The following is a 25,509-nucleotide window of genomic DNA, read 5'->3' as shown; positions in this document are numbered from 1 at the left end:
AAATTTTTCACGGTCAAACAAAGGGGTAATGTTTGTTTGTGATCAATTTCACATCCTTATGATAACAAAAGATGTCGACTGTTGACAAGCTCTATGCTTAATGTTCATATTTTTGTCACAAAACATAACGAAGTATATTTACTCATATCCTAATAAGGAAAAAGGACGAGGGGGACCGCCATGATGTATACTGTGATCTCAATTGTGTGCATTGCCGTTTTTTTCTGTTTGAATATATTAGGCATGATGCATATGCTGCCGCTTTATATTACCTCTCCTCTGCTGTTTTTGTCTATTTTGTTTACCCTCTACCGCCTGAACCATCGGAAAACCTTTAAAGGGTTTTAAAAAAGCCTGTGCGTCATTTTTGCACAGGCTTTTTTTTTTAAGACTGCTTGACTTTCATCAGCAGCTCTTCCATTTCATCAAGTTTTTCTTCAAACATTTTGCACGCAGCTTCGATCGGCTCTGGAGATGTCATATCAACGCCCGCTTTTTTCAGGACATCAATCGGGTATTGTGAGCTTCCCGCTTTCAGGAAGTCAATATAACGGTCAACCGCCGGCTTTCCTTCTTTCAAAATCTGGCTGCTTAACGCCTGGGCAGCGCTGTACCCTGTCGCATACTGATACACATAGTAATTGTAATAGAAATGCGGAATCCGTGACCATTCAAGGCCGATTTCCTTATCAATCACCATGCCGTCTCCGAAATACTTTTTATTCAGATCGTAATAGACATTTGTCAAAAGCTCAGGTGTAAGCGGCTCCCCTTCTTGCGCCTTTGTATGGATCAGATGTTCAAATTCAGCAAACATCGTTTGTCTAAAGACCGTACCTCTAAAGCCTTCAAGCATATGGTTGAGAATATATAAGCGCTGTTTTTCATCATCTAAATTGTTTAGCAGGTATTCTCCAAGAAGCGCTTCGTTTGTCGTAGACGCAACTTCCGCGACAAAGATACTGTAATTGCCGTATGGGTATGGCTGATGCTTTCTCGTATAGTAGCTGTGTACGGAATGTCCAAACTCGTGCACGAGCGTAAAGAGATTATTGACGTTATCATGCCAGTTCATCAAGATATACGGATTCGTGCCGTAAGCTCCTGATGAATAAGCGCCATTGCGTTTTCCTTTATTTTCATAAACGTCGACCCAGCGGTTTTCCAGCCCTTCCTTCAAGATGGAAGCGTATTCTTCCCCTAAAGGTGCTAGACCTTTCAGCATGTAATCTTTGGCTTCCTCGTACGTGACCTTCATCCCCGCATCCTTCACAAGCGGTGTATACAGATCATAGATATGCACTTCGTCAAGCTCAAGCACTTTCTTTCTCAGCGCGATATAGCGGTGCAGGAGCGGCAAATGCTTATTAATCGTTTTGACGAGGTTGTCGTACACTTCCTCAGGAATACTGTTGTTAGAAAGCGCAGCTTCACGCGCTGACTTGTATTTTTTCACTCTCGCGTAGAAGTTGTCCTTTTTCACAGTGCCGCTTAGCGTCGTGGCCATTGTATTTTTATATTGACCATATGTTTTATATACTGCGTCAAAGGCATTTTTGCGGACTTCACGGTTTTCACTTTCTAAGAAATTTATAAAGTTGCCGTGCGTGATCTGTTTTTCATTCCCCTCTTCATCTTTAATGGACGGGAATGTAATCTCGGCGTTATTTAACACGCTGAACGTATTGGAAGATGAGCCGAGCACATCAGAAGCTTCAGCAAGCAGCGCCTCTTCCTTTTCGCTCAGTACATGCGGGCGTTCCTTTGTAATCTCCTCAATTGCATGGGAGTACAGTTTCAGTTCTTCCTTTTCAAGAATAAACTGCTGCAGTTTATCTTCTTCTATGGATAAAATTTCCGGAACCAAATAAGCTGTCGCGCTTGCGGCTTGTGTATACAGGTTCCCCGCCTTGTCATTCAGCCCCTGGTAAAAAGAGTTCCCGGTATCTTGGTCAGAGCGCATATGCGCATATGTGTACAGCCTGCCCAGCCGCTCCATCACTTTATCTTGGAACGTAAGAGCCTCGTATAAATGATCGGCTGAATCTGCCAGCTTTCCTTTATACTTAGATAAATTCGGAATTAATTCTTTTACAGCTTGAAATTCTTTATTCCAGGCCTCATCATTAGGAAAAATATCCTCAAGTCTCCATGTGTCTTCTGCCTTTACCTCACTTCTGTCAGGCAGTTGGTTTGCTTTTTTTTCCTCAGCCATGGTGATCCCCCTCGTTTTCTTTGATTCAAGCCAATTGAAAAAACCGCTGTTTCTCAATAAACTTGTGTTGTGAATATCTTCCGGTTTTTCACTGCCTTTTGTCAAATCATATGCAGTAATGAAGAGAACGAATGTCAAAAAAGCAGTAAAAACGCGAAAAACCTTTCCTTTTGTGCCTTTCACAGCCAGCCCACCACCTTTGTCTTAGGGTGAGCAAAATGAGACAAACTCATTCTATAAAACAGCTGCGGTCTCTTTCTATGAGATCCTGTAAAGAGCGTAAGCCTTCTGCAGGCTGGTTCAGCACATATACTTCTTTCTGAGTCTCCCTTAAAAATCCCTTCTTGCACAAAAAATCAATGTACTGTTTCACCACATCAGAAAGACAATCTTTGCTGCATTCGTACCTGAGCGAAATGTTCTTTTTATGAATGTGCAGTTTGCATTGCTGTAAAACGGCTGAAAAGCGAATTGGCACGCGTTTATATCCTAGATCCGTAATAAACAGATATAGAAACCCCTGCCACACAAAAACCGGGCTTTTAAAAACAGCTCCTTTTATAACAGGAACAAACACTTCCGTCGGAAGAAAAGAAAGGGGTGTCTGCCGCTTTTCATAAAACAGCAGCCTGAGGCGGTTTGTTTCCTTGGAGATAAACCGATGGGGTTTATGGCGAAAACGGTGAATCGCTTTCGTCCAGCTGGAATATCGAAATGAAGGTGTCGGTTCAGTGAAAAAAAGATCGTACGCAGCAGCCCGATGGATAGGGATCGTTTGAACGGAGGAATACGAATGGTTTGTGTAAAATGGAATGATGTGGCTGAGCCGGCAGAAAGAACGTGTTTCCGGGCAATAACATATTAGTTCCCTGGATGGACTTGCATTGATAAACTGCCAATGAAATGCAGAAAGCTGATAAAAGGATGGGGCCGCGCGTTGTATGCGGCTGTATCCCACAATCCACTGCGGGATGATTCCTGCTTGTTTGAAGCCTTCCGTCCGCTTTTGAAAAACATCTGAAGAAAGAGTGGCACATTGATACTCAACAGCAAGCATGCGTCCCTTGATCTTTGCCATGATATCCGGTCTTTGATTGATGTTCTTGATATACGGTTCTAATATCGGCGAAGCCTGTTGCGTTTTCAGCCATACGTACAGCTGTCTTTTTCCCTCTAAGTGGTAGGCGCTTTCCGGTTCTATGTCTATCGAGCAAGACTTGTTCTGTTTATGGGCGAAATGCGGCGCCTTTTGGAGTCCGAGCTTCACATCAAGCTCTCCTCCGCATACCGGGCAGAAGAATCGTCTCCACTTTAATTTCTGGCTTTGCCGAGCGCCTAGAAGGTGAAACATTTGGCCGTCTTCAGTCACAGCACTAAACAATTGTCATCTCTCCTTTCCAGATAAGATATATTTTCTGGAAAAGATGATCAACTCCTGTTCGCTGTATTTTCCGCATGTATGTATGTTTTTGATTTCGCGTCTCAAAAATGGCATTTCATCGCATAAAAAAAACCGATTTCCGGAAAGAAATCGGTTTGCTATGATGCAAAGTGTTTTTTTATCGTTTCTAGAGCATGCTCTGAAATAATCAGCTTGCCGTACTCTTCAAGACGGTGTATGCTGATTGAGGATTCATTTGCGTACTCTAACAGGATGCTTAGCTGATTTTCAACCTCTTCATCAGTCATATTGCAAAAATCTACATATAAATAATATCGGTTCTCAAACGAATATAAAGTCGTTTTGCTTCCGTTAACGTTCAATTTAGATAGAGAAATAACATCCTCAAAATCGCCAAACCGCAAGACAAATTGAAGCTTTTGCTCCTTCTCTTCCTGATTGACGGCTTGCTCTTCTTTCTGGAAATCATCCAGCAAGGCGTCAAGATCCTCAGATGCTGGTTCTTGCTTTTTATCCTCAGGAATCGGCAGTTCGAGCTTTTGTCCGTCTTTGGAAAGCTGGGCTTTTGTGACGATGATTTCTAATCCTTTGTCCAGTGCCTGAACTTGAATCCAAAGAGGGCCTTCCACAGCAAATTCCTCTTCCTCATGAACTTCATCCATGACTTCCCAGAAAAGTTCTTCACTTCGCTCACGGTTATACCAAATTTCTTCTCTGTCAAAACCGCGATCTTCAATATCTCCGTAAGACATATAAAATTTTACTGTATGCTCGTTAATTCTTTCAATTTCCATTTGCCAACCTTCCCTTCTATATAAGATGTTGAAGGGACATCTAAGCTCCCGATTAATAGTACTTTACTACACTTTACCCATTCCGTCCACATCTTAACCTTGATGCAAGGCCAGTGTGAATTCCTTTGTATTTCTATTTTATGATAAAACAGTCACAAAAGAAATAAAAATGCACCTTCACCTAAAAAACGGCATATCTGCGGCTCATATCATAAAATACGACCTGTCTCATATAGTAGTAGTACAAGCAATGGAACGAAAGCGAGGTGCCGATTCATGGAGCATGACTATCTGATTTCTCTGCTTGTTATTGTTGGGATCGACCTGATCCTTGGCGGAGATAATGCGGTCGTTATTGCCATGGCCAGCAGAAATTTACCGGACAAGCAAAGACAGCAAGCCATTATTCTCGGAACATTTATCGCCGTTGCCATGAGAATCGGATTAACAAGCGCAGCGGTATACCTTTTGAACATTCCGTTCTTGCAGTGCGCTGGCGGAATTTTCCTGCTGTATTTAGGATATCAGCTGCTGATTGAGAAAAAAGACACGCAGCATATCAAAAGCAGCACCTCCCTGTGGAGGGCGATACGGACGATTGTGCTTGCAGATCTCTTTATGTCGCTGGACAACGTTATAGCAGTTGCGGGAGCGTCACACGGTGAGTTTTCTCTCGTGGTCATAGGTTTGTGTGTATCGGTGCCGGTTATTATTTGGGGCAGCAAACTCATCCACATCGCACTTGAGAAAATACCGCTTCTGATTTACGCGGGAAGCGGTCTGCTTGCTTATACTGGCGGAGAAATGATTGTCAGGGACAAAAAGCTGTCTTTTTTTATGGCGCAGCACGGTGCGGTCGAAACGCTCCTCCCCATTTTAACGGTTGCATTTGTCATCCTTGCGAGTATTTACTATCAGCAGGTTGAAAAATAAAAGAAGGCTGATGATCAGCCTTCTTTCAGCGTGTAGACAAACCTTCGCATTCGTTGTCAGGCCTGCGCGTCGGTGCTCACGAATAAACATATTCGTTGTGCTCCAATGCTCGGCCTTCCTAGACTTCAAAGGTTTTCAATCACGCTTCCTGAAAAGATGACAAAATCCTAAAACATAAAACCGTTTTAGGATTTTGTCAACACTCTAAAAAAGAAGGCTGATGACTCAGCCTTCTTTTGATGATACGATCTATTAGTTTGCCAAACGCTGTGCTTCTCTTAATTGGAAAGAGCGGACTTTTCTTGGCAAGAAACGTCTGATTTCGTCTTCGTTGTATCCGACCTGCAAACGTTTTTCGTCGATGATGATCGGACGGCGAAGCAAACCTGGGTGCTCGTTGATCAAGCGGTACAAATCTTGCAGCGGCATAGATTCAACGTTCACATTTAGTTTTTGGAATACTTTTGAACGGGTTGAGATGATTTCATCTGTTCCGTCCTCAGTCATTCGAAGAATTTGTTTTATTTCATCAATTGATAAAGGTTCAGAGAAAATGTTTCTTTCTTCAAATGGGATATCGTGCTCCTCAAGCCACGCTCTCGCCTTTCTGCATGAAGTACAGCTTGGTGATGTGTATAGTGTAACCATTCATCTTCACTCCTCTAATTAGTAGGATGAACATCTATTTTATTCTTAAATTGAAATTACTCTAAAAAAGGAATCTTTATAGGTATTATACTATAAAAAAGTAAGTGTGAACAGTATCCTAAGAAAAAAATGTGTCAATCCAGCAAATTTTTAATTTTAATGATATGTTCTAATTCTCAATTAGCTTAACTGATCGAAAATATTTTTTTGTTTTTCTTCATCAATGAGTTTCAGGACCTCGTCTGTTTTTTCGTACGATTCCCCGTACCATTTCTCCTCTTTATAAGTATGAATGTTTTCATATGTCTGTTTCATGGCTTCAAGAATTTCTTCTTCTGATTCTGTTTTTGGTGACCAGTACAGAATCTCCATCTTGTTTACTTCATTCGTAGCCAATGACCGGCGCCGGTACCCAATTGACTGAGCATGTTTGAAATGCTCTCTTTGATAAAACCTCAGGCGTTTTTCTGTATCAGTATCATCTTCATCCACAGGCTCCACCTCGAGCAATATAGGCTTATTTTTCTTTTTCAGCTTCGCGATCAATTTGCCGCCAAGCCCCTGCCCTCTTGCATCCTTAGACACATACAGATAATCAACGAAGATAAAAGAATCGAATTCCGCAAACATTAAGATGTGATGTTTGCCTTCATCTTTATGATAAATATCGCTCCGCTCTTTTAGAAGAGCTTCCATATGCGCTTTTGATTTCATTTCTTCAATTGGAAAGTACTCGCTAAGCTTTTCATACCAGTTCATTGATTTGCTCCTTATGAGTTCATTGTCTTCATACTTTTAGATATACCCCATTTCTTCTTGTTTAAACAGCCTTACATCTATAAAGACGTACGAACTTCCGCCATGGTTTCATTTTTTTTCAGCAAAAAACGGAGCCAGATGCTCCGTTCATATTTTGAAGTGTTTGTAAAAAGCTCTCATTAAGCACGGCTTTCCTGCTTGTAATGAAGCAGACGGGGCTGCGCTAGTGCAATAAAAAACGTCATGATATACAATACAGCTGACGCGATAAAAGCTGTTTGCGCACCAGCCGCATCAGCCACGAGCCCCATAATGGAGTAGGTGACGCCTGACCAAGGAGCCAAAATCGCATTTTTGGCAGCTATGATCCCGATACGCTTCTGCTCGGGAATGACCTCCTGCAGCATGGTTTCCTGGCAAATATCACGCACCTGATAAAAAGGCCCCATTACAGCACAAGCAAGAGCGCATAAAAACGGAATTGGGGAAAATGAGAACAAAAGGGTCAGCACCGACATCACAAGTGAGCAGAAAATAATCGAATAGCCCATGTTCCGCTCAAAAAAAGCAGAAAAACGAATGGCAACCACACTGCCGACAATGGCACCTATAAAATAAGAAGCGTTAAACATCCCCCACCACACCTCTGTTTCATGCAATACAGCCGCAGTAAATGCGAGAAGAATCGCGGACGACCAAACAGAACCTGCCAGAGCTTCTATCATGTCCATTAGAGTAATGTCTCTTACAATAGGGATGATCATTAAATCCTTCCATATACTTCTGGCAGATGCTCCTTCAGCTGTTCCTTCAGCCGCTTCTTCATTTATATGAAGCACACTGATGGAAGCACCTGAAAGAACAAACAAGCAAATGGCTGCACCGACAACGAGTTCAAAAGGTACGGCATACGTCAAAAGACCTCCAAGGCCCCAGCCTGCTGTTAGAAACAATTGATTCGAGAGGGAGATCACACCATTCGCTTTCACATATTGCTCTTTTGGAACGATAATCGGCAGCAGCGCAAATCTTGCCGGCTGAAAAAAGGCGCCCGCAAATGAAAAACAGAACACAAACAGCAGCGTTACCCAAAAGAAAACCTGTCCGTTACGACTAACGCTAAAAGCCATCAGTAATGTAAAGACCGCTCTCAGCAGATTTGCACCCGCAAGCACCTTTTTAAATCCGAGATCGCGAAGCACTGGGGAGATGCAAAAGCTTGCTGCTATACTTGCAAACGACATGAACGATAAAACAAGACCTGCCAAAAAGACGGAGTCGGTCATTTGATAGACCCTTACCATTAAAACGATTGTGACAAGGACTCCTGCTAAAGATTGAAGAGATTGAGACAGCAGCAGCGCAAAGACATTTTGTTATGCAAAAATTGAATCGTATTTCGCCTCCGCTTTTTCCTTCAATTGTAAATGTTATCACTCTCACTTTCTATGATTACGAAAAAAATCCTTCAAGAGAAATCTCTTAAAGGATTTATGATTCATGAATAAGCTTTAAATTCTGCCTCCGTGCACATCACAAAATGTCCAGGTTTGACTTCACGGAATTCCATCGTCTCCCCATCTTTTAACTGATGGATGGACGGATCGTATTTTTGGCGGACGCGATTTCTCTCATAGTCCGGATCAGGAAGCGGAATCGCTGAAAGCAATGACTTTGTATATGGGTGAAGCGGATTTTCATAAAGCTCATCTGCCGGCGCAAGCTCAACCAGTTTCCCGAAATACATGACTCCAATGCGGTCGCTGATGTATTTGACCATCGATAAATCGTGGGCAATAAACAGGTATGTGAGCCCTTTTTCTTTTTGCAGTTCTTTCATTAAATTTACGACCTGCGCTTGAATGGATACATCCAAAGCGGAAATTGGCTCATCCGCGATAATGAATTCCGGATCAACAGCAAGAGCTCTGGCAATCCCGATTCTTTGACGCTGGCCGCCGGAAAACTCATGCGGATAGCGGTTCGCGTGTTCCTTGTTTAAACCGACTGTTTCCAAGAGCTCATGGACCCGCTGCATCCGCTCTTTTTTCGTTTTTGCCAGCTTATGAATATCGAGGCCCTCGGCAATAATATCAGCAACTGTCATTCTTGGATTCAGGGATGCATAAGGATCTTGGAAAATCATCTGCATTTTGCGGTTGAATTCCAGCAGCTTTTTCCGCGATTTTTTCCCATGCACATTTTCGCCGTTGAACAGCACCTCACCATCGGTCGCTTCGTACAGCCGAATAATGCTTCGGCCAGTTGTCGATTTACCGCAGCCAGACTCACCAACCAGCCCTAATGTTTCACCTTTATAGATATCAAATGACAAATCGTCTACAGCCTTAACCGTTCCTTTTGGCGTGATAAAGTGCTGTTTTAAATGTTTGATTTCTAATAGTTTCTCAGTCATTTCATTCACCTTCTCTCACTAAGACAGGTTTTTCATACGTATTTGCCAGTTTACGCATTTTCGCTTTTACCGCTTCAGGCGGCTCTACCTTTGGCGCGTCAGGATGAAGCAGCCATGATTTGACATAATGAGTATCGGACACTTTAAACATTGGCGGCTCCTGTTCAAAATCGATTTTCATCGCATAAGAGCTCCGCAGCGCAAAAGCATCTCCTTTTGGCGGGTTTGTCAAATCAGGCGGCGTGCCAGGGATTGCAGTCAGCTGTTCCTCTCCTGAACTTTCCAGTGTCGGCATAGATGCAAGAAGCCCCCACGTATACGGGTGTCTCGGATCGTAGAAAATCTCGTCTACTGTACCGGTTTCTACAATCTGTCCAGCGTACATGACAGCGACCCGGTCAGCAACGTTAGCCACGACACCAAGATCGTGTGTGATAAAGATGATGGACGTATCAATTTTCTTTTGCAGATCCTTCATCAATTCCAGAATTTGCGCTTGAATCGTTACATCAAGAGCAGTGGTCGGCTCATCGGCGATCAGAAGCTTCGGATTCGCCGCAAGCGCCATAGCAATGACAACCCGTTGTCTCATTCCGCCTGAAAATTCGTGCGGAAATTGGTTGACCCGCTTTTCCGGCATCGGGATACCGACTAACTCCAACAGTTCAACCGCGCGTTTTTTCGCCGCTTCCTTTGAGATTTTCTCGTGTTTAAAAAGCACTTCCGTAATTTGTTTGCCGACCTTCATCGTCGGATTTAAAGAAGTCATCGGATCCTGGAATATCATCCCGATCTCTTTTCCCCGGACATTTTGCATTTCTTTTTCGGACAGCGGCACCAGATCCTTTCCTTCAAACAAGATCTCACCGCGTTTGAAATAACCCGGAGGCATTGGAATCAGCTTCATGATCGCTTGAGAGGTCACACTTTTTCCGGAACCTGATTCTCCGACGATGGCCAGCGTTTCCCCTTTATCCAGATGGAAATTCACTCCGCGGATCGCCTGAACCTCTCCGCCATATGTTTTAAATGAAATCGCTAAATCTTTTACTTCTAATAGGCGTGTCACCCGTATCACTCCCTTATTTACGTAACTTAGGATCCAATGCGTCTCTTAATCCGTCGCCGACAACGTTAAAGCCAAACATCGTAATGCAGATGAAACCGGCAGGGAAGAATAAACGCCACGGATAATAGGTCAATGCAGGCAATCCGTCAGAAGCCATCGTTCCCCAGCTTGCCAGCGGAGCCGGAACACCAAGTCCCAAATAGCTTAAAAAGGCTTCTGTGAAAATTGCAGTCGGAACTGTCAATGTCATCGTGACCAAAATGGAACCCATTGCGTTTGGCACGATATGTTTAAACAGCAGACGAGATGTTTTCGCACCAAGTGTCTGTGAAGCAAGCACATACTCCTGATTCTTCAGCTGCAGCACTTGTCCACGCACGATTCTGGCCATGTTAATCCAGCCCGTAATCGTCATGGCAATAATAATCGTAAATAGCCCTTTCGGAAGAACAACCATCAGTAAGATGACCATTAATAATGAAGGAACTGCCCAAAGGATATCAGCGATACGCATCATAACTTCATCCGTTCTGCCTCCGCGGAAGCCTGAAATGCTTCCCCAAATGACGCCGATCAGCAAATCAAGAACAGCGGCTGCAACACCGATAAAGATTGAGATTCGCGCACCTACCCATGTACGGACGAAAATATCCCGTCCAAGATCATCTGTACCGAACCAGTGATCTTTTGAAGGCGGCTTATCCGCATTTAAGAGATTAGTAGTTGAATAATCGTACCTTGAGAACATCGGCGCAAAAATGGCCATAAGGATAATGAGCACAATAATGATAAGCCCGACCATTGCAAGCTTATTGCTGCGGAAGCGAAGCATCGCATCTTTCCAGAGGGAAAGGCTCTTTTTACTTATTTTTTCTGCATCGCCGGAATTCGCTGCGGCTGGTTCAAACAGGTTTTTTGGAATGTTCTGCATGGCCTAGGCTCCTTTCTTTGCTTTGGAGAGCTTGATTCTTGGATCAATAATGCCGTATAGCACGTCTACAATTAATACACACAATAGCAAGATGACACTGAAGAATACCGTTACACCCATAATGACTGTATAATCACGGTTTGTAATACTGTTTACGAAGTGTGCACCAAGTCCCGGGATCCCAAAAATCGTTTCAATGATAAAGCTTCCCGTTAAGACCTGCGCGGCCATCGGGCCCATGTATGTAACGACTGGCAAAAGCGCGTTTCGGATGGCGTGCCGCACTGTAACTGCTGGACGGGACAGCCCTTTTGCTTTCGCTGTGCGAATATAATCACTGTTTAACACTTCGATCATGCTTGAACGGGAAAGTCTGGCAATAAACGCCATCGGCATGGAAGCAAGTGCGATTGAAGGCAAAAAGGTGTATGCCCAGGACTCCCACCCCGCGACTGGAAACAGCCCAAGCTTCATGGAGAACACATATTGCAGAACAGCTGCCATGATAAAGCTCGGAACCGAAATGCCAAATATTGTTAAAATCGCGACGGTATAATCCTGCCACTTATTATGGTAAAGGGCTGCAATGACCCCAAACAATACACCTAACGCTAAAGCGAGGAGAATAGCTTCTGCTCCAAGAGTGAATGAAACGGGGAAACCTGAACTGATCAGGTCGTTAACACTCTGACCTTTATATTTAAATGACGGTCCGAAATCCCACATTGCAACTGATTTTAAATAACTGACGTATTGTACAAACAGCGGCTTGTCCAAGCCGTAATGTGCATTTAAGTTTGCTTCAATTTCAGGCGGAAGCTTTTTCTCACCTGAAAATGGCCCGCCCGGTGCTGCTTGCATTAAGAAGAATGTCACAGTAACAATCACAAATAATGTGATAACCATATAGACTAAGCGTCTTCCGATATATTTTAGCAAGGGGGAACACCTCCATGTTTTTTACATTTTTATACTCCATCAGTAAGAAAGGTATATGGGGCTTTTTTCCCCATATACCTTGAGGTCTTTTATTTTCAGACGAAGCCTTATTTAAAATATGCGTTTCTGAAATAAACCTCACCAGTACCTGGCATGATAACACCTTTTAGGTTTTCATCCTGTACCCAAGTATCAGTATAGAAATAGATTGGGGCAACTGGCATTTCATCAATGAAAATACCTTCTGCTTTTTTCAGCAGCTCTGCACGTTTTGTTTTATCTGTTTCGGTTTGTGACTGGTTCAGAAGCTTTTTGAATTCTGGATTTTCCCAGCCAGTATCGTTATTTCCTCCGTCTTTATCACGGAACAATTCAAGGAAGTTGATAGGATCGTTGAAGTCGCCCAGCCAGCCCATACGGCCGATTTGATAATCTTGGCTATGGAGCTTATCAATATATACATTCCATTCTGAGTTATCAAGCTCTACATTCACGCCTAAATTTTTCTTCCACATTTCTTGTACGGCTTGAGCGATTTTCGCATGTGCATCATCAGTGTTATAAGACAATTTGATTTTCGGCAGGTCAGATGCCTTGCTTAAGCCCATTTCTTTCAGGCCTTTTTCAAGGTATTCTTTTGCCGTTTTGATATCGTTGTCTTTGAAGTAGCCTTCTTTGTTATCCTCAAATCCCTTCATTGTCGGCGGGACCGCAGCCATTGCCGGGATTTGCTCTCCTTGTGTAACGTTTTTAACAATCGATTGACGGTCAATAGAATATGTTAAAGCCTTACGGATATTTACGTTGTCTAACGGCTTAGCTTCAGTGTTGAATTTGTACCAATACACACCTGCGATCGGCTCAACATGTAAAGAACCGTCTTTTTTCAGGGTAGGCAGAGATTCTGTCGGAAGCTGTCCGAGCGGCATACCGGCCCAATCAAGTTCGCCAGCTTGGAATTTTTTCAGTTCTGTATTGTTATTGTTGATCATAACCATATCGATTTTCTTTAGTTTGACTTTGTCTCTATCCCAATACTGGTCATTTTTTTCGAGAGTAATAGAACCGCTGTGTTTCCATGCTGTCATTTTGAACGGCCCGTTTGATACATAATCATCTCCGGCATTTGTGTTCCACTTTTTATTTTTTTCTGCAATTTTCTTGTTGATTGGCATATACGTATAGAACGCAGTTAATTCGGTGAAATATGGAGTCGGGTTATTTAATTCAACCTTTAGCGTTTTGTCATTTACAGCTTTTACTGCCACATCATCAAGGCTGCCTTTGCCGGTATTCGCCGCTTCAGCACCTTTTATGTAGTAGAGCTGGTAAGCGTATTGTGATTCGTTATTAGGATCAAGTGCCCATTTCCAAGCATATTCAAAATCTTGTGCTGTTACAGGGTCACCATTAGACCATTTCACGCCATCACGAATTGTAAATGTATATGTCTTTCCGTCTTTGCTCGTTTCAATTTTAGAAGCCATGCCTTCTTCAGGCTCACCATCTGCATTGATGCGTGTCAATCCTTCAAAAGTCTGACGGATGACACCGCCTGATACTGAATCATTTGCCAATCCCGGATGTAAGGAGAACGGCTCAGTTTTAATATTAATGTTAAGTGTCGTCTTTCCTTTACTGTCCTTTTTCCCTTCACCGTTTGATCCGCTGCCGCCAAAGCCGCATGCGCTCAGCACGAGAGTGAAAATGAGCATCAACGTGACAATCGACCAACGCTTTTTCATTATCGCAAACCCCCTAATAATAATTTTTTCAGCTCCTTACGGCTAAATCCTCAGAAATATCAGACAAATGAACCTGAGTTTCCATAACTTTTATTCTGTTCCGTCTTTTCTGATTATTTTTGTAAAAAAGCTGTAACAATAGAGTGAACAAGTTCATTATAATGAAACAAATAATTTATTGCAATATTATTTTATCAATTTAAAATATTTGAACTTCGTTAGTTTTTCTTCCACGAACATAATATCCTTCTACCATTTAAAGCATAAATTGATTAAAAACTATTTTATAAGTTTTCTCTCCATATTGCTTTTTACATATAATATCTAGCTGTTTTCACGGTGATAACAGTTATCATTTAGGGGTTTTACAGCATCAGTGGTGTTTATATCTTTTACAATGTTGCTGGAAAAAAGAATGTTTTTTTATGATGACAATTGGTTATAATTGATTTATAATGAAGCAATCAAAAGAAAAGCGTGCTATGAAAAAGAGTAGTACACATTTCTCCCGTTTGAAGAGAGTCTGCGGTGCTGGGAGCAGATAACGGGCAATGTGGAATGGACTTTGGAGCAGCTGACCGAAACCGAAAAAGTAGGCTCAGCCGGAGCAGTCTCCGTTACAAACGTCAGAGTGATTCCATTTTAATGGAATAATCAGGGTGGTACCACGGTTCATTCGTCCCTTTTTTATAGGGGAAGAATGAGCCTTTTTTATTATGTTTTAAGAAATGAGGTTGATGTTTTCATGAAACAAACGATTTTTTCAGGCATTCAGCCAAGCGGCTCCGTTACGCTTGGCAACTATATCGGTGCAATGAAGCAGTTTGTCGAACTGCAGCATGATTATAACAGCTATTTTTGCATTGTGGATCAGCATGCAATAACCGTGCCTCAAGACCGGCTTCAGCTAAGAAAGAATATCCGCAGTCTGGCGGCGCTTTACTTAGCTGTCGGTCTTGATCCAGAAAAAGCAACATTGTTTATTCAGTCAGAGGTTCCCGCGCATGCACAGGCCGGTTGGATGATGCAGTGTGTAGCATATATCGGCGAGCTTGAGCGGATGACACAATTTAAAGACAAGTCCAAAGGCAATGAAGCTGTCGTCTCCGGCCTGTTAACATACCCGCCGTTGATGGCCGCTGATATTCTGCTGTATGGAACGGATCTTGTGCCTGTCGGCGAGGATCAAAAGCAGCACCTTGAGCTGACGCGGAATCTCGCAGAACGCTTCAACAAAAAATATAACGACATCTTTACGGTTCCGGAAGTGAAAATTCCAAAAGTCGGGGCACGCATCATGTCTCTGAATGATCCGCTGAAGAAAATGAGCAAATCCGATCCGAACCAAAAAGCTTTTATTACATTGCTGGATGAACCGAAGCTTCTTGAAAAGAAAATCAAAAGCGCTGTGACAGATTCTGAAGGCATTGTAAAATTTGACAAAGAAAACAAACCGGGCGTTTCCAACCTTCTTACGATTTATTCAATCCTCGGCAATACAACAATTGAAGAGCTTGAAGCAAAGTACGAAGGGAAAGGCTACGGCGAATTTAAAGGTGATTTGGCAGAAGTCGTGGTTAACGCATTAAAACCGATCCAGGACCGCTATCATGAACTGATTGAATCTGATGAATTAGACCGGATTCTTGATGAAGGTGCGGAACGGGCGAACCGGACGGCAAACAAAATGCTGAAAAAAATGGAGAACGCCATGGGTCTGGGCCGAAAAAGACGCTAATCAAAAAACCGCTCTATGCAAAGAGCGGTTTTTTTCAGTTTACCTTTGATTCATTTTCCATTTCCCATAGCTTTTCGAAAAAAGGCTGTCCTTTTATCAGGTTTTCGCAAAATGCCAGATGCTTGTCCGACCAGCCTTCAATGGTTTCGTTATACAGCATGTCCCAAATCTCTTCAAAGCTCATCCGTTTGATTTGTTCATACATATGCGGGTTCCACTCTGTGTACCAGTAGCCGATTTCAGCGCGGTTTTTCAGCCCTTTTAATTGGTCTAGCGCCATAAACATCAGCTGCTTGATTTGCCGTTCTTTTCTTGTCAGCCCTCTGACGTGTTCCGGTGCTAATGATAAAATGTGATATTCTTTAGAGGATTCCAGCTTCTTTGGCTCAAATTCATATGTTTCAGGCTCTACATCTTTTACCATTTCATAAACGAGCTGCTCCTGCCGCGGGATCAGACGGCTTTTTCTGACAGGGATCGTATAGCCGATCGTATCGACAGCCAAAATGCCGATTCCGTCTGTTACAACAAAACAATACTCAAGCTTTGTCCGCTCATGATTTTTCCGAATGTACGATTTCTGATGTACGTCTTCAAGCAAACCTTTCGGAAGCTCAGACAAATCGTTTTCTATGTAATGAAACAGTACTGACGGCACCCTTAACAGCGGCACCTGATCCAAAAGCTCAACCGTATCTTCCTTGCGCCATTCGTGAAAGTGGCATACATTGTAGCCATTTTCTTCCCCTTCAAACCAATTGACCCACACATCATGAAGAAATAACATCTCTAACCCCTCACTTTTATAAAAACTGTTGTCCACAGTATAGGCAAGGGACAGAGAAATTATTCCAAAGAGATTGAGGAAATCTGGAATCGCTGGGTTTATGTAAAAATCACAAAAAGCAGATCTCTTTGTATATTTTCTGACAAAAGGAGATCTGCTTTTCTTCTGTTTTCGTTATATTTCATAGCGAATATTAATCTCATTTTTATTTAATATTTTTTGGATCCAGCGCATCCCGCAGGCCATCACCGACAAAGTTGAAACATAAAACGGTGATTAATATTAATAGCCCGGGAAATAACGGGTACCACCATGCTTGAATCATCACTGTGAAATTCTGTGCGTCTTGAAGCATGTTTCCCCAGCTTGCAATTGGCGGCTGGATTCCGAACCCCAAGTAGCTTAATGCTGATTCAGCGAGAATGACAGATCCTACTTTCAGCGTCGCCGAGACGATAATCGGCCCTAATGCATTTGGCAGGATATGAGAAAAAATAATTTTGTTCGTCTTTGTCCCAATTGTTTTAGCGGCGAGAACATATTCTCTTGAACGAAGCGACAAGAATTCTCCTCTTACTAACCGTGCCGTCGTGGTCCAGCCTGTAAGACAGAAAATTAAAATCAGTTTGTCCACACCTGGCTTGAAGATGGTGACCAGTGTGATCAGTAAGAAAATATCAGGTATGGATAATACAATGTCGACCAGACGCATAATGATTGCATCGACTATTCCTCTGAAATATCCAGCTAACGCCCCTAAAACTGTTCCGATCAAAATCGAACCGACTACAGATGCAAAACCAACCAATAAAGAGACACGTGCTCCATACAAGATCCGGCTGAAAATATCACGGCCGAATTTATCCGTTCCCATCAGATGTTCAAGGCCCGGTGCCTTATATTTATCAAGCAGGCTTTGTTGCTCTTGGGGATAAGGCGCAATAAAAGGAGCAAAAACAGCTGACATAATAATAATTAAAAGAATAACTGCACCTAGAATGGCCAGTTTGTTTTTCGAGAATTTTTCCCAGAATATCTTGGTCATCGTCTCTGGTTTTTTCGAAATATTTTCTTTCAGCCTGATCTCCGGCGAGGGAGTTGTTTGCAGCTCTGACATCTCTGTTTCCCCCCTTTTAATATTCGATCCGCGGATCAACAATCGCGTAAAGGATGTCTGCAATGAGGTTTCCGACAACGACAAGAACTGCCGAGATCACAGTCATTGCCATGATAACCGGATAATCGCGCTGGAATGCTGAATCGACAAACAGCTTTCCTAACCCCGGCCAAGTGAAAATCTGCTCTACGACAACCGCTCCGCCGATAAAGGAGGGAATCATTAAACCGAAAATCGTAATAACAGGCAATAATGCATTCCGCAAGCCGTGCTTAAACAATACTCGATTCTCTTTGAAACCTTTTGATCTGGCAGTCCGAATATAATCTTGGTTTAAAACATCAAGCATATTGGATCTTGTATATCTCGTTAAGCCTGCCATATCAGCTGTCGCCAGTACAAAAGCGGGTAAAAGCAAATGATGAATCCGGTCTAAATAACTAAAATCCGCGTTAAGCGTTGCGACGCCCCCGGTCGGGAACCAGCCTAGATTCACGGCAAACACCATGATTAAAATCAGTCCGAACCAAAAATTCGGGATCGCCAAACCGATAAATGAAGTAAATGTAATGCCGTAGTCCAGTTTGGAATAAGGTTTTTTTGCAGAAATCACTCCGAATGGGATGGAGATAATCAGCGCCAAAATCGTTGACACCAGCATCAAGAGGAGTGTGTTAGGCAGCCGCGCTAAAATTAGTTCTGAAACAGGCGTCCCTTTTCTGATGATGGACGTGCCGAAATCACCTTGAACCATATTGCCGAGCCATTTTAAATATTGAACGTACTCAGGATCGTTAAGGCCATATTTTTCAATAAATTGCGCCCTATCTGCCTGGCTGATCGTAGGGTCCATCATAAGCGTCATCGGATCACCTGGAGCGGCTTTCATAATAACGAAAGACAAAATTGTAATTCCCAATAGAATAGGAATCGAAGATAGCGTTCTTCGAATGATATATGTAACCATATTCTTGTCCCCTTCGTTGTTCTATTTCAAAATCAAAGGGGAAGGAAACGCGCTCCCTCCCCTGCAAGGGAGATTATTGGGCAAGCCACCATTTTTCAATTTGGTACAGCTCGCGTTTCGGATGATACACATACCCTTCTAAATTAGCCGGCATCGCCATATGGTTGTTCGGATAATAAAGGAAGGTATACGGCTGATCTTCAGCAAGCTTTTGGTAGATCTTTTCATAGGCTTTAGAGTATTCCTTGCGGTCACTGATTGATTTTGCATCCTTCAAAAGCTTATCAACCTCTGGATTTTTGTACCACATGTTATTTAAACCTTTTTCAGACTGGCTTGAATGGAAGATATCGTAATGATCCGGGAATGTGGACAGACTCCAGCCTAACACCATTGCGTCATAGTCCCAATTAGGGGCACTTGTCTGCTCAACTAACGCACTCCATTCAACGATTTGCGGCGTTACTTTAATACCGACTTTTTTGAGCTGCTCTTGAACAACAACAGCAATATCCTCACGCACTTTATTTCCTTGGTTTGTTTTCAGTGTAAACTCAAACTTTTTACCGTCTTTATCTAAGATGCCGTCACCATCAGTATCTTCCCAGCCGGCTTCTTTCAACATCTTCTTCGCTTTTTTCACGTTGTATTTAAATTTAGGCACTTCTACGTTTTTCGGATAGTTCCAAGAAGCCGGGCTTTCAGGGATGTAAGCGACCTCTGCGTCTCCGTCCAATACGGTTTGCACCATTGTTTCACGGTCTAAAGCTGTCGTAAGCGCCTGACGTACTTTTTTATCTTTAAAGAGCTCGTTTTTCTCATTCCAGCCGATATATGAGTAGCTCAGCGCCAAGTCTGTTACCACCTTGACATTATTAAACGATTCAGCTGTCTTATAGTCAGTTGACGGCACGTTAAAGAAATCGATATCGCCCGCTTGAAGCTGGGCAACCGCTGCATTGGCGTCAGGAATGATTTTATACGTGACACTGTCTAAATACGGACGGCCGTCATAATAGTCATCATTGGCAACAAGCTTCACGTATTGGCCATCTTTCCATTCTTTAAATTTGAAAGGCCCGGAGCCAATTGGATTTTTCCTGTTAAATTCATTATCCTCAAGCTCTGCAACCGGTACATCTTTTAAAATGTGCTCCGGCAGAATGCCGTAGCTGTCTAGCGTATTGTTATAGAAGTTAGGGTCTTTGTATTTGAGGGTAAATAGAACCTCGTAGTCTCCCTTTTTCTCTACCGATTTCAGCATTTCAAAGTTAGAGCCGCGCTCTCCTTTGTAATCCTTGTTCAATGGAATGTTGTACGTAAAGACCACATCATCGGCAGTAAGCTCTTCTCCGTCATGGAACTTAACGCCTTTTTTGATTTTCACGTCATATTTCAGACCGCCATCCAGCTCTTTCACACTTTCTGCCAGTGACATTTTGACATTTAAGTTTTCATCTGTTTTCGTTAAAAAGCTGTAAATCATTTGTTCAATATCTGTACTCGATTCATCAGTTGAATATAACGAGTTGAAAAGGGTTGGCGCTCCGATTGAACCCACAACCAAATCCCCGCCTTGCTGAGGTTTTCCGTTTGATTTTTTCTCGCTGCTGCTGCTTGATTTCGATCCAGAGCAGGCCGATAAAAAGATGGCCAGAACCATCAATACACTTAGCATCATTAGTGCGGTTTTCCGTCTTTTCATTAGATATTCCCCCTTTTGAAATGTTCGTTCCTCTAGGCTGTTGTTTATGTAGTGTGCATACCCCCTCTCAAAGCTGTGCGTTCAACATTAGCTATAAAGGTGACAAGCCACAAAATGGCTGGGAGCAGCTTCTTTGAATTCTGGTATTTGTTCCTTGCATATTGGCTTTGCAACAGGACATCTTGTGTGGAAAACGCAGCCTTTTGGCGGATTGGCCGGACTCGGCAGTTCTCCCTTCAGGACGATGCGTTCACGTTTGACAGATCCTTTTCTTCTTGTAACCGGAACGGATGATAAAAGAGCTTGAGTGTATGGGTGAAGCGGATTGTCGTAAAGCTCATGCTTTCCGGTCAATTCCATCATTTTGCCAAGATACATCACTCCTACTCTGTCGCTGATATGGCGGACGACACTTAGATCATGAGAGATAAATAGATAAGTCAGGTTGAATTCTTCCTGCAATTCTTCCATTAAGTTGATAACTTGAGCCTGAATGGATACATCAAGTGCGGAAACCGGCTCATCTGCAATGATCAGCTCTGGATTCAAAGTAAGCGCTCTGGCGATGCCGATCCGCTGACGCTGGCCGCCGGAAAATTCATGCGGATAACGGCCGGCAAACGACGGGTGAAGGCCTACTCTCGCAAGCAGTTCTTCGACTTTTTCGTTCCGTTCACGCATCGTATACATGTGGTGCGTGTTAAACGGCTCCTTAATGATAGAACGCAGCGTCTTCCTTGGATTCAAAGAGGCAAATGGATCTTGGAAGACCATTTGAATATTTTTACGGACACTTTTCCGCAGCTTCTCCTCTGACAGATTGGATATATCCTGCCCCTTAAAAAGGATTTGACCTTCTGTCGGTTTGTACAGCCTGATCATCGTCCTGCCGGCAGTCGATTTTCCGCAGCCCGACTCTCCAACGATTCCGAGTGTTTCTCCTTTTTTTAATGTAAATGAAACACCGTCCACCGCTTTAACATCACCGACTTTTCTTTGAAAAAAGCCTGAGCGGATCGGGAAGTATTTTTTTACGTTACGAAGCTCTAAAATTGTTTCTTGATTGTCTGCTGTCATGATTGTTCGGCACCCTCTTCCTCATATAAAAAGCATCTCACCGTTCTTCCGCTTTTGTGTGTCAAAAGCGAAGGCTGATTTGCCCAGCATTTATCCATGGCTTTCGGACACCTTGGGGCAAAACGGCACCCCGGCGGCAGATTATCTGGAGTCGGCACACTGCCTTTAATGGCATTTAATTTATCAATCTCTCCATCTATGACGGGAATCGACGTAAGCAGGCCTTCTGTATAAGGATGAAGCGGCTCTAAAAATAAGTCGTCAACGGTGGCGTTTTCTACGACTTGTCCGCAGTACATGACAATCACTCTATCAGCTGCTTCCGACACGACACCTAAATCGTGTGTGATGAGAAGAATCGACGTGTTGAACTTCTGGCAGAGATCTTTCATGAGCTCCAAAACTTGGGCTTGTATTGTCACATCCAGTGCTGTCGTCGGTTCATCGGCAATGAGCAGTTTAGGATTACAGCTGAGTGCGATGGCAATCATCACCCTTTGCCTCATTCCGCCGGACAGCCGGTGCGGGTACTCCTTCATCATTTGCTCGGCCCGGGAGAAACCGACCATTTCCAAGAGTTCAACAGCTTTTTGGCGAGCTTCTTTTTTCTTCATGTTTTTATGGTAAATCAGCACTTCGGTAATTTGTTCTCCGATTGTTAACACCGGATTAAGGGAGGTCATTGGTTCCTGAAAGATCATGGATACTTCGTTTCCGCGGATTTTGCAATAGTCGTTTTCAGTGTATGAGGTGAGGTCTTTGTCTTCGAGTTTAATAGAGCCATCCATGATTTTTCCGCCTGAACTTTGGACAAGGCCCATAATTGATAAAGAAGTAATGCTTTTTCCGGAGCCCGATTCACCTACAAGTGCGACGGTTTCGCCTTTGCTGATGTGAAAATCGACTCCGTCAACCGCAGGGATCGGCTCCTTTTTCCTGAAAAAATAAGTCTTCAAATTATTCACTTCTAAAAGTGTGCTCATGCTAGCTCCCCTTCCCCCTCTTGTTGTCAAACGTTTTCAAGAGAAAGTAATCCCTTTATTCAGAAATAATAAATAATATTGAATTATCGAAAAATTTTATAGTTGTATATTATTACAATCATTTTGCAAAATCAAGAATTTTTTAGGATAAATGTAATATTATTAACAAAATTCCATTATTTTATTCTTTTAAAGCGTTGCATTCAAAAAGGTTTCGGCAGGAATGGACAGCCCGTCTGCCGTGCTTGCTTTGTTGGCCGTTAAATATTTTTTTACAATATTGAATCCGACTGCGTATCCAAGCATTTTAGGCTGATATCCTTTGCCAAATAACAGCTGTGAGAACAATCGATTGTCCCGTTTGATTTCCTGGTGGGGCGCAATCTTTTTGTCGTATAAAGCTTGCAGCTGCTCCGGAGTATACCAAGACGTCCATTCAGCCGTTTGACTTCGGCCGAACCTCTCATAAACAGCATATTCCGCTAACCCTTCCATGATGATTGTATCAAGTAATGTGACATCCTTTTCCTCTTTTGTCAGATGATCTAACCGGCAAACATGATGATATTCATGTGTCATCAGAGCAGATACCGATGCAAAATCTAAATTTGACGAGAGAAAGAGGAACATCTTGTCTTGAAAGGCGAGTCCTGATTTTGATCCGAATTCTAAACGAATTCTCTTGTTTCGTTCATCAACCGGCAGCGTGACAATCGGTACATCAGGACCATGCCATTTGTTTTTAAGGTACTGTTCTTCCTTTTGAATATGCTCGTAAAAACCTTTTTCTTTCAGCTTGGAAGCAGTCTGAATGCCCTCTTTTATGTTTTTAAACATCCCATGATGCTGAAGGTGGCCCAGAATGCCTTTCCAGTTCTGTTTCTCCGCACCTGAAAAAAGCGGGACAATGTAATGGGCCAAATCATCTATTGAAGCAGCCTTCCCAAGCCAGCTATATGTTTGTTCCACACTCATGTGATCGCCTCCTCTTTTTATCCTATGCGCACAAAAAAAACCGGCTACCCTTTAGGGGCAGCCGGTTTGGCGTGATTATGCTTGGTATTTCTTAAAGATTAGTGTTGCATTGTGTCCGCCGAATCCCAATGAGTTGCTGAGAACATAATTGAGATCCTGTCTGCGGGCTTCATCAGGCACATAATCTAAATCGCATTCTTCGTCAGGCGTTTGAATATTGATTGTCGGCGGAATCATACCTTCCTTAATGGCAAGCACAGAGAAAATCGCTTCAATACCGCCAGCTGCTCCTAAGAGGTGGCCTGTCATCGATTTTGTAGAGCTTACCGCAAGTTTATGCGCATGCTCGCCGAAAACGGTTTTAATCGCCATTGTTTCGTATTTGTCATTGTAATATGTGCTTGTTCCGTGAGCATTGATATAATCAATTTCTTCAGGCGCTATACCCGCATCTTTAATGGCTTCTTGCATCGCTCTCGCTCCGCCTTCACCGTCTTGTGCCGGCGCTGTGATATGGTAAGCGTCTCCTGTTGAGCCGTAGCCGACAATTTCTCCGTAAATCTTAGCGCCGCGGGCCAGGGCATGCTCAAGCTCTTCAAGAACGATAATCCCTGCACCTTCACCCATGACAAAGCCATCACGGTTTTTATCGAATGGGCGGCTCGCTGTTTTCGGATCTGGATTAGTAGACAACGCTTTGTTGGCACTGAAGCCTGCGAATGACATTCTTGTCAGCGGCGCTTCTGTTCCGCCTGTGACCATAACGTCTGCATCGCCGCGTTGAATAACTTTAAACGCGTCACCGATAGAGTTCGTTCCCGTTGCACATGCTGTAACCGTACAAGAGTTAACCCCTTTTGCTCCTAATGCAATAGAAATCTGGCCTGTCGCCATATCAGGAATCATCATTGGCACGAAAAACGGGCTTACCCGTCTTGGTCCTTTTGTTAAGAAGATTTCAAATTGAGACTCTAGTGTTTCGAGTCCTCCGATACCGGAGCCTACCCAAACACCGACTCTTGGCGCAATCTCATCGGTAATGTTAAGATCAGCGTCTTCAACCGCCATTTTTGCAGCTACAACCGCATATTGTGTAAAACGGTCCATTTTTCTAGCTTCTTTTTTATCCATATAATCTTCAACATTGAAGTCTTTCAATTCAGCAGCTACTTTTGCCGGATATTCTTCAGCATCAACACGAGTGATCGGACCGATTCCGGACACACCGTTGATTGCGTTATTCCAACTTGTATCGACATCGTTGCCAAGCGGAGACAATGCTCCGAGTCCTGTAACAACTACTCTTTTTTTACTCATCTTGTGTGCACCTCTCACCTTTTTTTATCGGCCCCAGCGTATTGCAATGGCGCCCCAAGTTAATCCTCCGCCGAATCCTACCATGACGACCACATCGCCATCTTTGATTTTACCGGCTTCCAATTCTTCTACGAGAGAAATCGGAATGGATGCGGCAGAAGTATTTCCATATTTATGAACGGTTTTAGACATCTTTTCGACAGGAAGCTCCAAACGCTCACGTGCAGCTTCCATGATGCGGATGTTCGCCTGATGCGGAATCAAAAAGTCGACATCTTCTTTTGAGAGTCCGGCTTTTTCGATGACATTGACACATGATTCTCCCATTTGGCGAACTGCAAATTTAAAAACTTCTCGTCCATTCATGATTGTATGCCGTTTTTCATTGAGATACAAGTGCTGACCGCCTGTGCCGTCCGCTCCAAGTTCAAATGAAAGGATCCCTCTGTCATCACTGACTGGTCCGACTACCGCAGCGCCAGCTCCATCACCAAACAGAACGGCTGTGTTGCGATCTTCCCAGTCTGTAATGCTTGAGAGCTTTTCTACACCGACAACAAGAACATGTTTGAACGTTCCGGATTCAATAAATTGTTTACCGGTGACAACCCCGTACATAAAGCCCGCACAAGCCGCGCTGATATCCATAGCGCACGCTTTCTTCGCGCCGAGCTGTTCTTGAATCATACAAGAAACCGTAGGAAATGACTGATCAGGTGTAACTGTTGCAACCAGGATCATATCCAGGTCCTCAGCTGCAACTTCAGCTTGTTCCAGCGCCTTTTTCGCTGCTGCAACAGCCATATGTGATGAATACACATCATCTGCGGCAATTCTTCTTTCTTCTATTCCTGTTCTAGTACGAATCCACTCATCAGAAGTTTCAACCATTTTTTCAAGATCATGATTTGTTAAAACCTTCTCAGGGATATAACGTCCAACTCCAAGTATTCCAGCTTTCATAAGGGAAGACTCCTTTATATAGTTAATTT

At 43.1% G+C, this 25,509-nt stretch carries 23 protein-coding genes, 2 pseudogenes and 1 other annotated feature; of the genes and pseudogenes, 4 read left to right on the top strand and 21 right to left on the bottom strand.

The genetic code is table 11. From position 1 onward, the window contains the following. Positions 1-180 precede the first annotated feature (180 nt). Positions 181-348: a hypothetical protein gene (locus AC4CV5_RS06830; protein WP_019713977.1), complete on the top strand. Its 168-nt coding sequence runs from the start codon at positions 181-183 to the stop codon at positions 346-348. A 37-nt stretch (positions 349-385) separates the two neighbouring features. On the opposite strand, the gene pepF is transcribed toward AC4CV5_RS06830, so the two are convergent. After that, positions 386-2,215: an oligoendopeptidase F gene (gene pepF, locus AC4CV5_RS06825; RefSeq protein WP_166854689.1), complete on the bottom strand. Its 1,830-nt coding sequence runs from the start codon at positions 2,213-2,215 to the stop codon at positions 386-388. A gap of 229 nt (positions 2,216-2,444) precedes the next feature. Beyond that, positions 2,445-3,566 carry a competence protein CoiA gene (coiA, locus tag AC4CV5_RS06820; protein ID WP_490922706.1) on the bottom strand — a complete coding sequence of 374 codons (1,122 nt, stop codon included), beginning with the start codon at positions 3,564-3,566 and terminating at the stop codon, positions 2,445-2,447. Positions 3,567-3,639: 73 nt separating this feature from the next. Here coiA and AC4CV5_RS06815 point away from each other — a divergent pair. Continuing rightward, a pseudogene (locus tag AC4CV5_RS06815) lies at positions 3,640-3,760 on the top strand (hypothetical protein). Here AC4CV5_RS06815 and mecA read toward each other — a convergent pair. Both mecA and AC4CV5_RS06805 read right to left on the bottom strand, forming a co-directional pair. Further along, the gene (gene mecA, locus AC4CV5_RS06810; protein WP_003239278.1) at positions 3,755-4,411 is read right to left on the bottom strand and encodes an adaptor protein MecA; all 657 of its coding nucleotides are present in this window, start codon (positions 4,409-4,411) and stop codon (positions 3,755-3,757) included. The pseudogene AC4CV5_RS06815 and the gene mecA overlap by 6 nt on opposite strands. Then, a complete protein-coding gene (locus tag AC4CV5_RS06805) occupies positions 4,378-4,503 on the bottom strand; it encodes a hypothetical protein (RefSeq protein ID WP_120698858.1) in 126 nt (41 codons plus the stop codon). Before AC4CV5_RS06805 ends, mecA begins: the two co-directional genes overlap by 34 nt. A gap of 184 nt (positions 4,504-4,687) precedes the next feature. Between AC4CV5_RS06805 and AC4CV5_RS06800 the strand changes: the two genes are divergently transcribed. Then, positions 4,688-5,344 carry a TerC family protein gene (locus AC4CV5_RS06800; protein ID WP_166853627.1) on the top strand — a complete coding sequence of 219 codons (657 nt, stop codon included), beginning with the start codon at positions 4,688-4,690 and terminating at the stop codon, positions 5,342-5,344. A 252-nt stretch (positions 5,345-5,596) separates the two neighbouring features. Here the strand turns inward: AC4CV5_RS06800 and spx are convergent, their stop codons facing one another. From spx to oppA, 8 genes and pseudogenes are all read right to left on the bottom strand, one after another. Further along, positions 5,597-5,992, bottom strand: a complete 396-nt coding sequence (gene spx / locus AC4CV5_RS06795; RefSeq protein WP_003239281.1) for a transcriptional regulator Spx — start codon at positions 5,990-5,992, stop codon at positions 5,597-5,599. A 180-nt stretch (positions 5,993-6,172) separates the two neighbouring features. Continuing rightward, positions 6,173-6,751 carry a GNAT family N-acetyltransferase gene (locus tag AC4CV5_RS06790; protein WP_490922308.1) on the bottom strand — a complete coding sequence of 193 codons (579 nt, stop codon included), beginning with the start codon at positions 6,749-6,751 and terminating at the stop codon, positions 6,173-6,175. Positions 6,752-6,930: 179 nt separating this feature from the next. Further along, a pseudogene (locus AC4CV5_RS06785) lies at positions 6,931-8,144 on the bottom strand (MFS transporter). A 105-nt stretch (positions 8,145-8,249) separates the two neighbouring features. After that, a complete protein-coding gene (gene oppF / locus AC4CV5_RS06780) occupies positions 8,250-9,167 on the bottom strand; it encodes an oligopeptide ABC transporter ATP-binding protein OppF (protein WP_166853628.1) in 918 nt (305 codons plus the stop codon). Position 9,168: 1 nt separating this feature from the next. After that, complete coding sequence (gene oppD / locus AC4CV5_RS06775) at positions 9,169-10,245, bottom strand: oligopeptide ABC transporter ATP-binding protein OppD (protein WP_072182805.1); 1,077 nt, start codon at positions 10,243-10,245, stop codon at positions 9,169-9,171. 4 nt (positions 10,246-10,249) lie between these two features. Next, a complete protein-coding gene (oppC, locus tag AC4CV5_RS06770) occupies positions 10,250-11,167 on the bottom strand; it encodes an oligopeptide ABC transporter permease OppC (protein WP_166853629.1) in 918 nt (305 codons plus the stop codon). A 3-nt stretch (positions 11,168-11,170) separates the two neighbouring features. Next, the gene (gene oppB, locus AC4CV5_RS06765; RefSeq protein ID WP_222142600.1) at positions 11,171-12,106 is read right to left on the bottom strand and encodes an oligopeptide ABC transporter permease OppB; all 936 of its coding nucleotides are present in this window, start codon (positions 12,104-12,106) and stop codon (positions 11,171-11,173) included. 107 nt (positions 12,107-12,213) lie between these two features. Continuing rightward, a complete protein-coding gene (gene oppA / locus AC4CV5_RS06760) occupies positions 12,214-13,851 on the bottom strand; it encodes an oligopeptide ABC transporter substrate-binding protein OppA (protein ID WP_166853630.1) in 1,638 nt (545 codons plus the stop codon). A gap of 473 nt (positions 13,852-14,324) precedes the next feature. Beyond that, positions 14,325-14,538, top strand: a binding site (T-box leader). A gap of 58 nt (positions 14,539-14,596) precedes the next feature. Between oppA and trpS the strand changes: the two genes are divergently transcribed. Further along, on the top strand, positions 14,597-15,589 hold the full coding sequence (trpS, locus tag AC4CV5_RS06755; RefSeq protein ID WP_166853631.1) for a tryptophan--tRNA ligase: 993 nt from the start codon (positions 14,597-14,599) through the stop codon (positions 15,587-15,589). Positions 15,590-15,623: 34 nt separating this feature from the next. Here the strand turns inward: trpS and AC4CV5_RS06750 are convergent, their stop codons facing one another. From AC4CV5_RS06750 to fabH, 9 genes are all read right to left on the bottom strand, one after another. Beyond that, the gene (locus AC4CV5_RS06750; RefSeq protein WP_003239298.1) at positions 15,624-16,376 is read right to left on the bottom strand and encodes a YjbA family protein; all 753 of its coding nucleotides are present in this window, start codon (positions 16,374-16,376) and stop codon (positions 15,624-15,626) included. Positions 16,377-16,581: 205 nt separating this feature from the next. Then, positions 16,582-17,493, bottom strand: a complete 912-nt coding sequence (gene appC, locus AC4CV5_RS06745) for an oligopeptide ABC transporter permease AppC (protein WP_166853632.1) — start codon at positions 17,491-17,493, stop codon at positions 16,582-16,584. A 16-nt stretch (positions 17,494-17,509) separates the two neighbouring features. Next, positions 17,510-18,460 carry an ABC transporter permease gene (locus AC4CV5_RS06740; RefSeq protein ID WP_166853633.1) on the bottom strand — a complete coding sequence of 317 codons (951 nt, stop codon included), beginning with the start codon at positions 18,458-18,460 and terminating at the stop codon, positions 17,510-17,512. 73 nt (positions 18,461-18,533) lie between these two features. Next, on the bottom strand, positions 18,534-20,165 hold the full coding sequence (locus AC4CV5_RS06735; protein WP_166853634.1) for a peptide-binding protein: 1,632 nt from the start codon (positions 20,163-20,165) through the stop codon (positions 18,534-18,536). A gap of 87 nt (positions 20,166-20,252) precedes the next feature. Next, positions 20,253-21,242 carry an oligopeptide ABC transporter ATP-binding protein AppF gene (gene appF / locus AC4CV5_RS06730; protein WP_222142596.1) on the bottom strand — a complete coding sequence of 330 codons (990 nt, stop codon included), beginning with the start codon at positions 21,240-21,242 and terminating at the stop codon, positions 20,253-20,255. Further along, the gene (gene appD / locus AC4CV5_RS06725) at positions 21,239-22,225 is read right to left on the bottom strand and encodes an oligopeptide ABC transporter ATP-binding protein AppD (protein WP_490922307.1); all 987 of its coding nucleotides are present in this window, start codon (positions 22,223-22,225) and stop codon (positions 21,239-21,241) included. The genes appF and appD overlap by 4 nt, the downstream gene beginning before the upstream one ends. A gap of 189 nt (positions 22,226-22,414) precedes the next feature. Further along, positions 22,415-23,200: a DUF2268 domain-containing putative Zn-dependent protease gene (locus AC4CV5_RS06720; RefSeq protein WP_490922306.1), complete on the bottom strand. Its 786-nt coding sequence runs from the start codon at positions 23,198-23,200 to the stop codon at positions 22,415-22,417. Between the two features lie 75 nt (positions 23,201-23,275). Continuing rightward, complete coding sequence (fabF, locus tag AC4CV5_RS06715; protein WP_166853638.1) at positions 23,276-24,517, bottom strand: beta-ketoacyl-ACP synthase II; 1,242 nt, start codon at positions 24,515-24,517, stop codon at positions 23,276-23,278. 24 nt (positions 24,518-24,541) lie between these two features. Next, a complete protein-coding gene (fabH, locus tag AC4CV5_RS06710) occupies positions 24,542-25,480 on the bottom strand; it encodes a beta-ketoacyl-ACP synthase III (RefSeq protein ID WP_490922305.1) in 939 nt (312 codons plus the stop codon). Positions 25,481-25,509 lie beyond the last annotated feature (29 nt).

Source organism: Bacillus sp. NS1, assembly GCF_058248265.1.
The sequence above is the reverse complement of the archived record's forward strand: the minus strand, read 5'-3'. Positions and strand labels throughout refer to the sequence as shown.

Bases quoted from the DNA above. Each gene is read 5' to 3' on its own strand.
- AC4CV5_RS06750 (WP_003239298.1), bottom strand. From the start codon at position 16,376: ATGTTATTTCTTCATGATGTGTGGGTCAATTGGTTTGAAGGGGAAGAA.
- oppF (WP_166853628.1), bottom strand. From the start codon at position 9,167: ATGACTGAGAAACTATTAGAAATCAAACATTTAAAACAGCACTTTATC.
- pepF (WP_166854689.1), bottom strand. From the start codon at position 2,215: ATGGCTGAGGAAAAAAAAGCAAACCAACTGCCTGACAGAAGTGAGGTA.
- fabF (WP_166853638.1), bottom strand. From the start codon at position 24,517: ATGAGTAAAAAAAGAGTAGTTGTTACAGGACTCGGAGCATTGTCTCCG.
- appC (WP_166853632.1), bottom strand. From the start codon at position 17,493: ATGTCAGAGCTGCAAACAACTCCCTCGCCGGAGATCAGGCTGAAAGAA.
- AC4CV5_RS06735 (WP_166853634.1), bottom strand. From the start codon at position 20,165: ATGAAAAGACGGAAAACCGCACTAATGATGCTAAGTGTATTGATGGTT.
- appD (WP_490922307.1), bottom strand. From the start codon at position 22,225: ATGAGCACACTTTTAGAAGTGAATAATTTGAAGACTTATTTTTTCAGG.
- coiA (WP_490922706.1), bottom strand. From the start codon at position 3,566: ATGTTTCACCTTCTAGGCGCTCGGCAAAGCCAGAAATTAAAGTGGAGA.
- oppA (WP_166853630.1), bottom strand. From the start codon at position 13,851: ATGAAAAAGCGTTGGTCGATTGTCACGTTGATGCTCATTTTCACTCTC.
- AC4CV5_RS06830 (WP_019713977.1), top strand. From the start codon at position 181: ATGATGTATACTGTGATCTCAATTGTGTGCATTGCCGTTTTTTTCTGT.
- AC4CV5_RS06720 (WP_490922306.1), bottom strand. From the start codon at position 23,200: ATGAGTGTGGAACAAACATATAGCTGGCTTGGGAAGGCTGCTTCAATA.
- mecA (WP_003239278.1), bottom strand. From the start codon at position 4,411: ATGGAAATTGAAAGAATTAACGAGCATACAGTAAAATTTTATATGTCT.
- AC4CV5_RS06805 (WP_120698858.1), bottom strand. From the start codon at position 4,503: ATGTGGACGGAATGGGTAAAGTGTAGTAAAGTACTATTAATCGGGAGC.
- fabH (WP_490922305.1), bottom strand. From the start codon at position 25,480: ATGAAAGCTGGAATACTTGGAGTTGGACGTTATATCCCTGAGAAGGTT.
- appF (WP_222142596.1), bottom strand. From the start codon at position 21,242: ATGACAGCAGACAATCAAGAAACAATTTTAGAGCTTCGTAACGTAAAA.
- AC4CV5_RS06790 (WP_490922308.1), bottom strand. From the start codon at position 6,751: ATGAACTGGTATGAAAAGCTTAGCGAGTACTTTCCAATTGAAGAAATG.
- AC4CV5_RS06800 (WP_166853627.1), top strand. From the start codon at position 4,688: ATGGAGCATGACTATCTGATTTCTCTGCTTGTTATTGTTGGGATCGAC.
- spx (WP_003239281.1), bottom strand. From the start codon at position 5,992: ATGGTTACACTATACACATCACCAAGCTGTACTTCATGCAGAAAGGCG.
- oppC (WP_166853629.1), bottom strand. From the start codon at position 11,167: ATGCAGAACATTCCAAAAAACCTGTTTGAACCAGCCGCAGCGAATTCC.
- AC4CV5_RS06740 (WP_166853633.1), bottom strand. From the start codon at position 18,460: ATGGTTACATATATCATTCGAAGAACGCTATCTTCGATTCCTATTCTA.
- trpS (WP_166853631.1), top strand. From the start codon at position 14,597: ATGAAACAAACGATTTTTTCAGGCATTCAGCCAAGCGGCTCCGTTACG.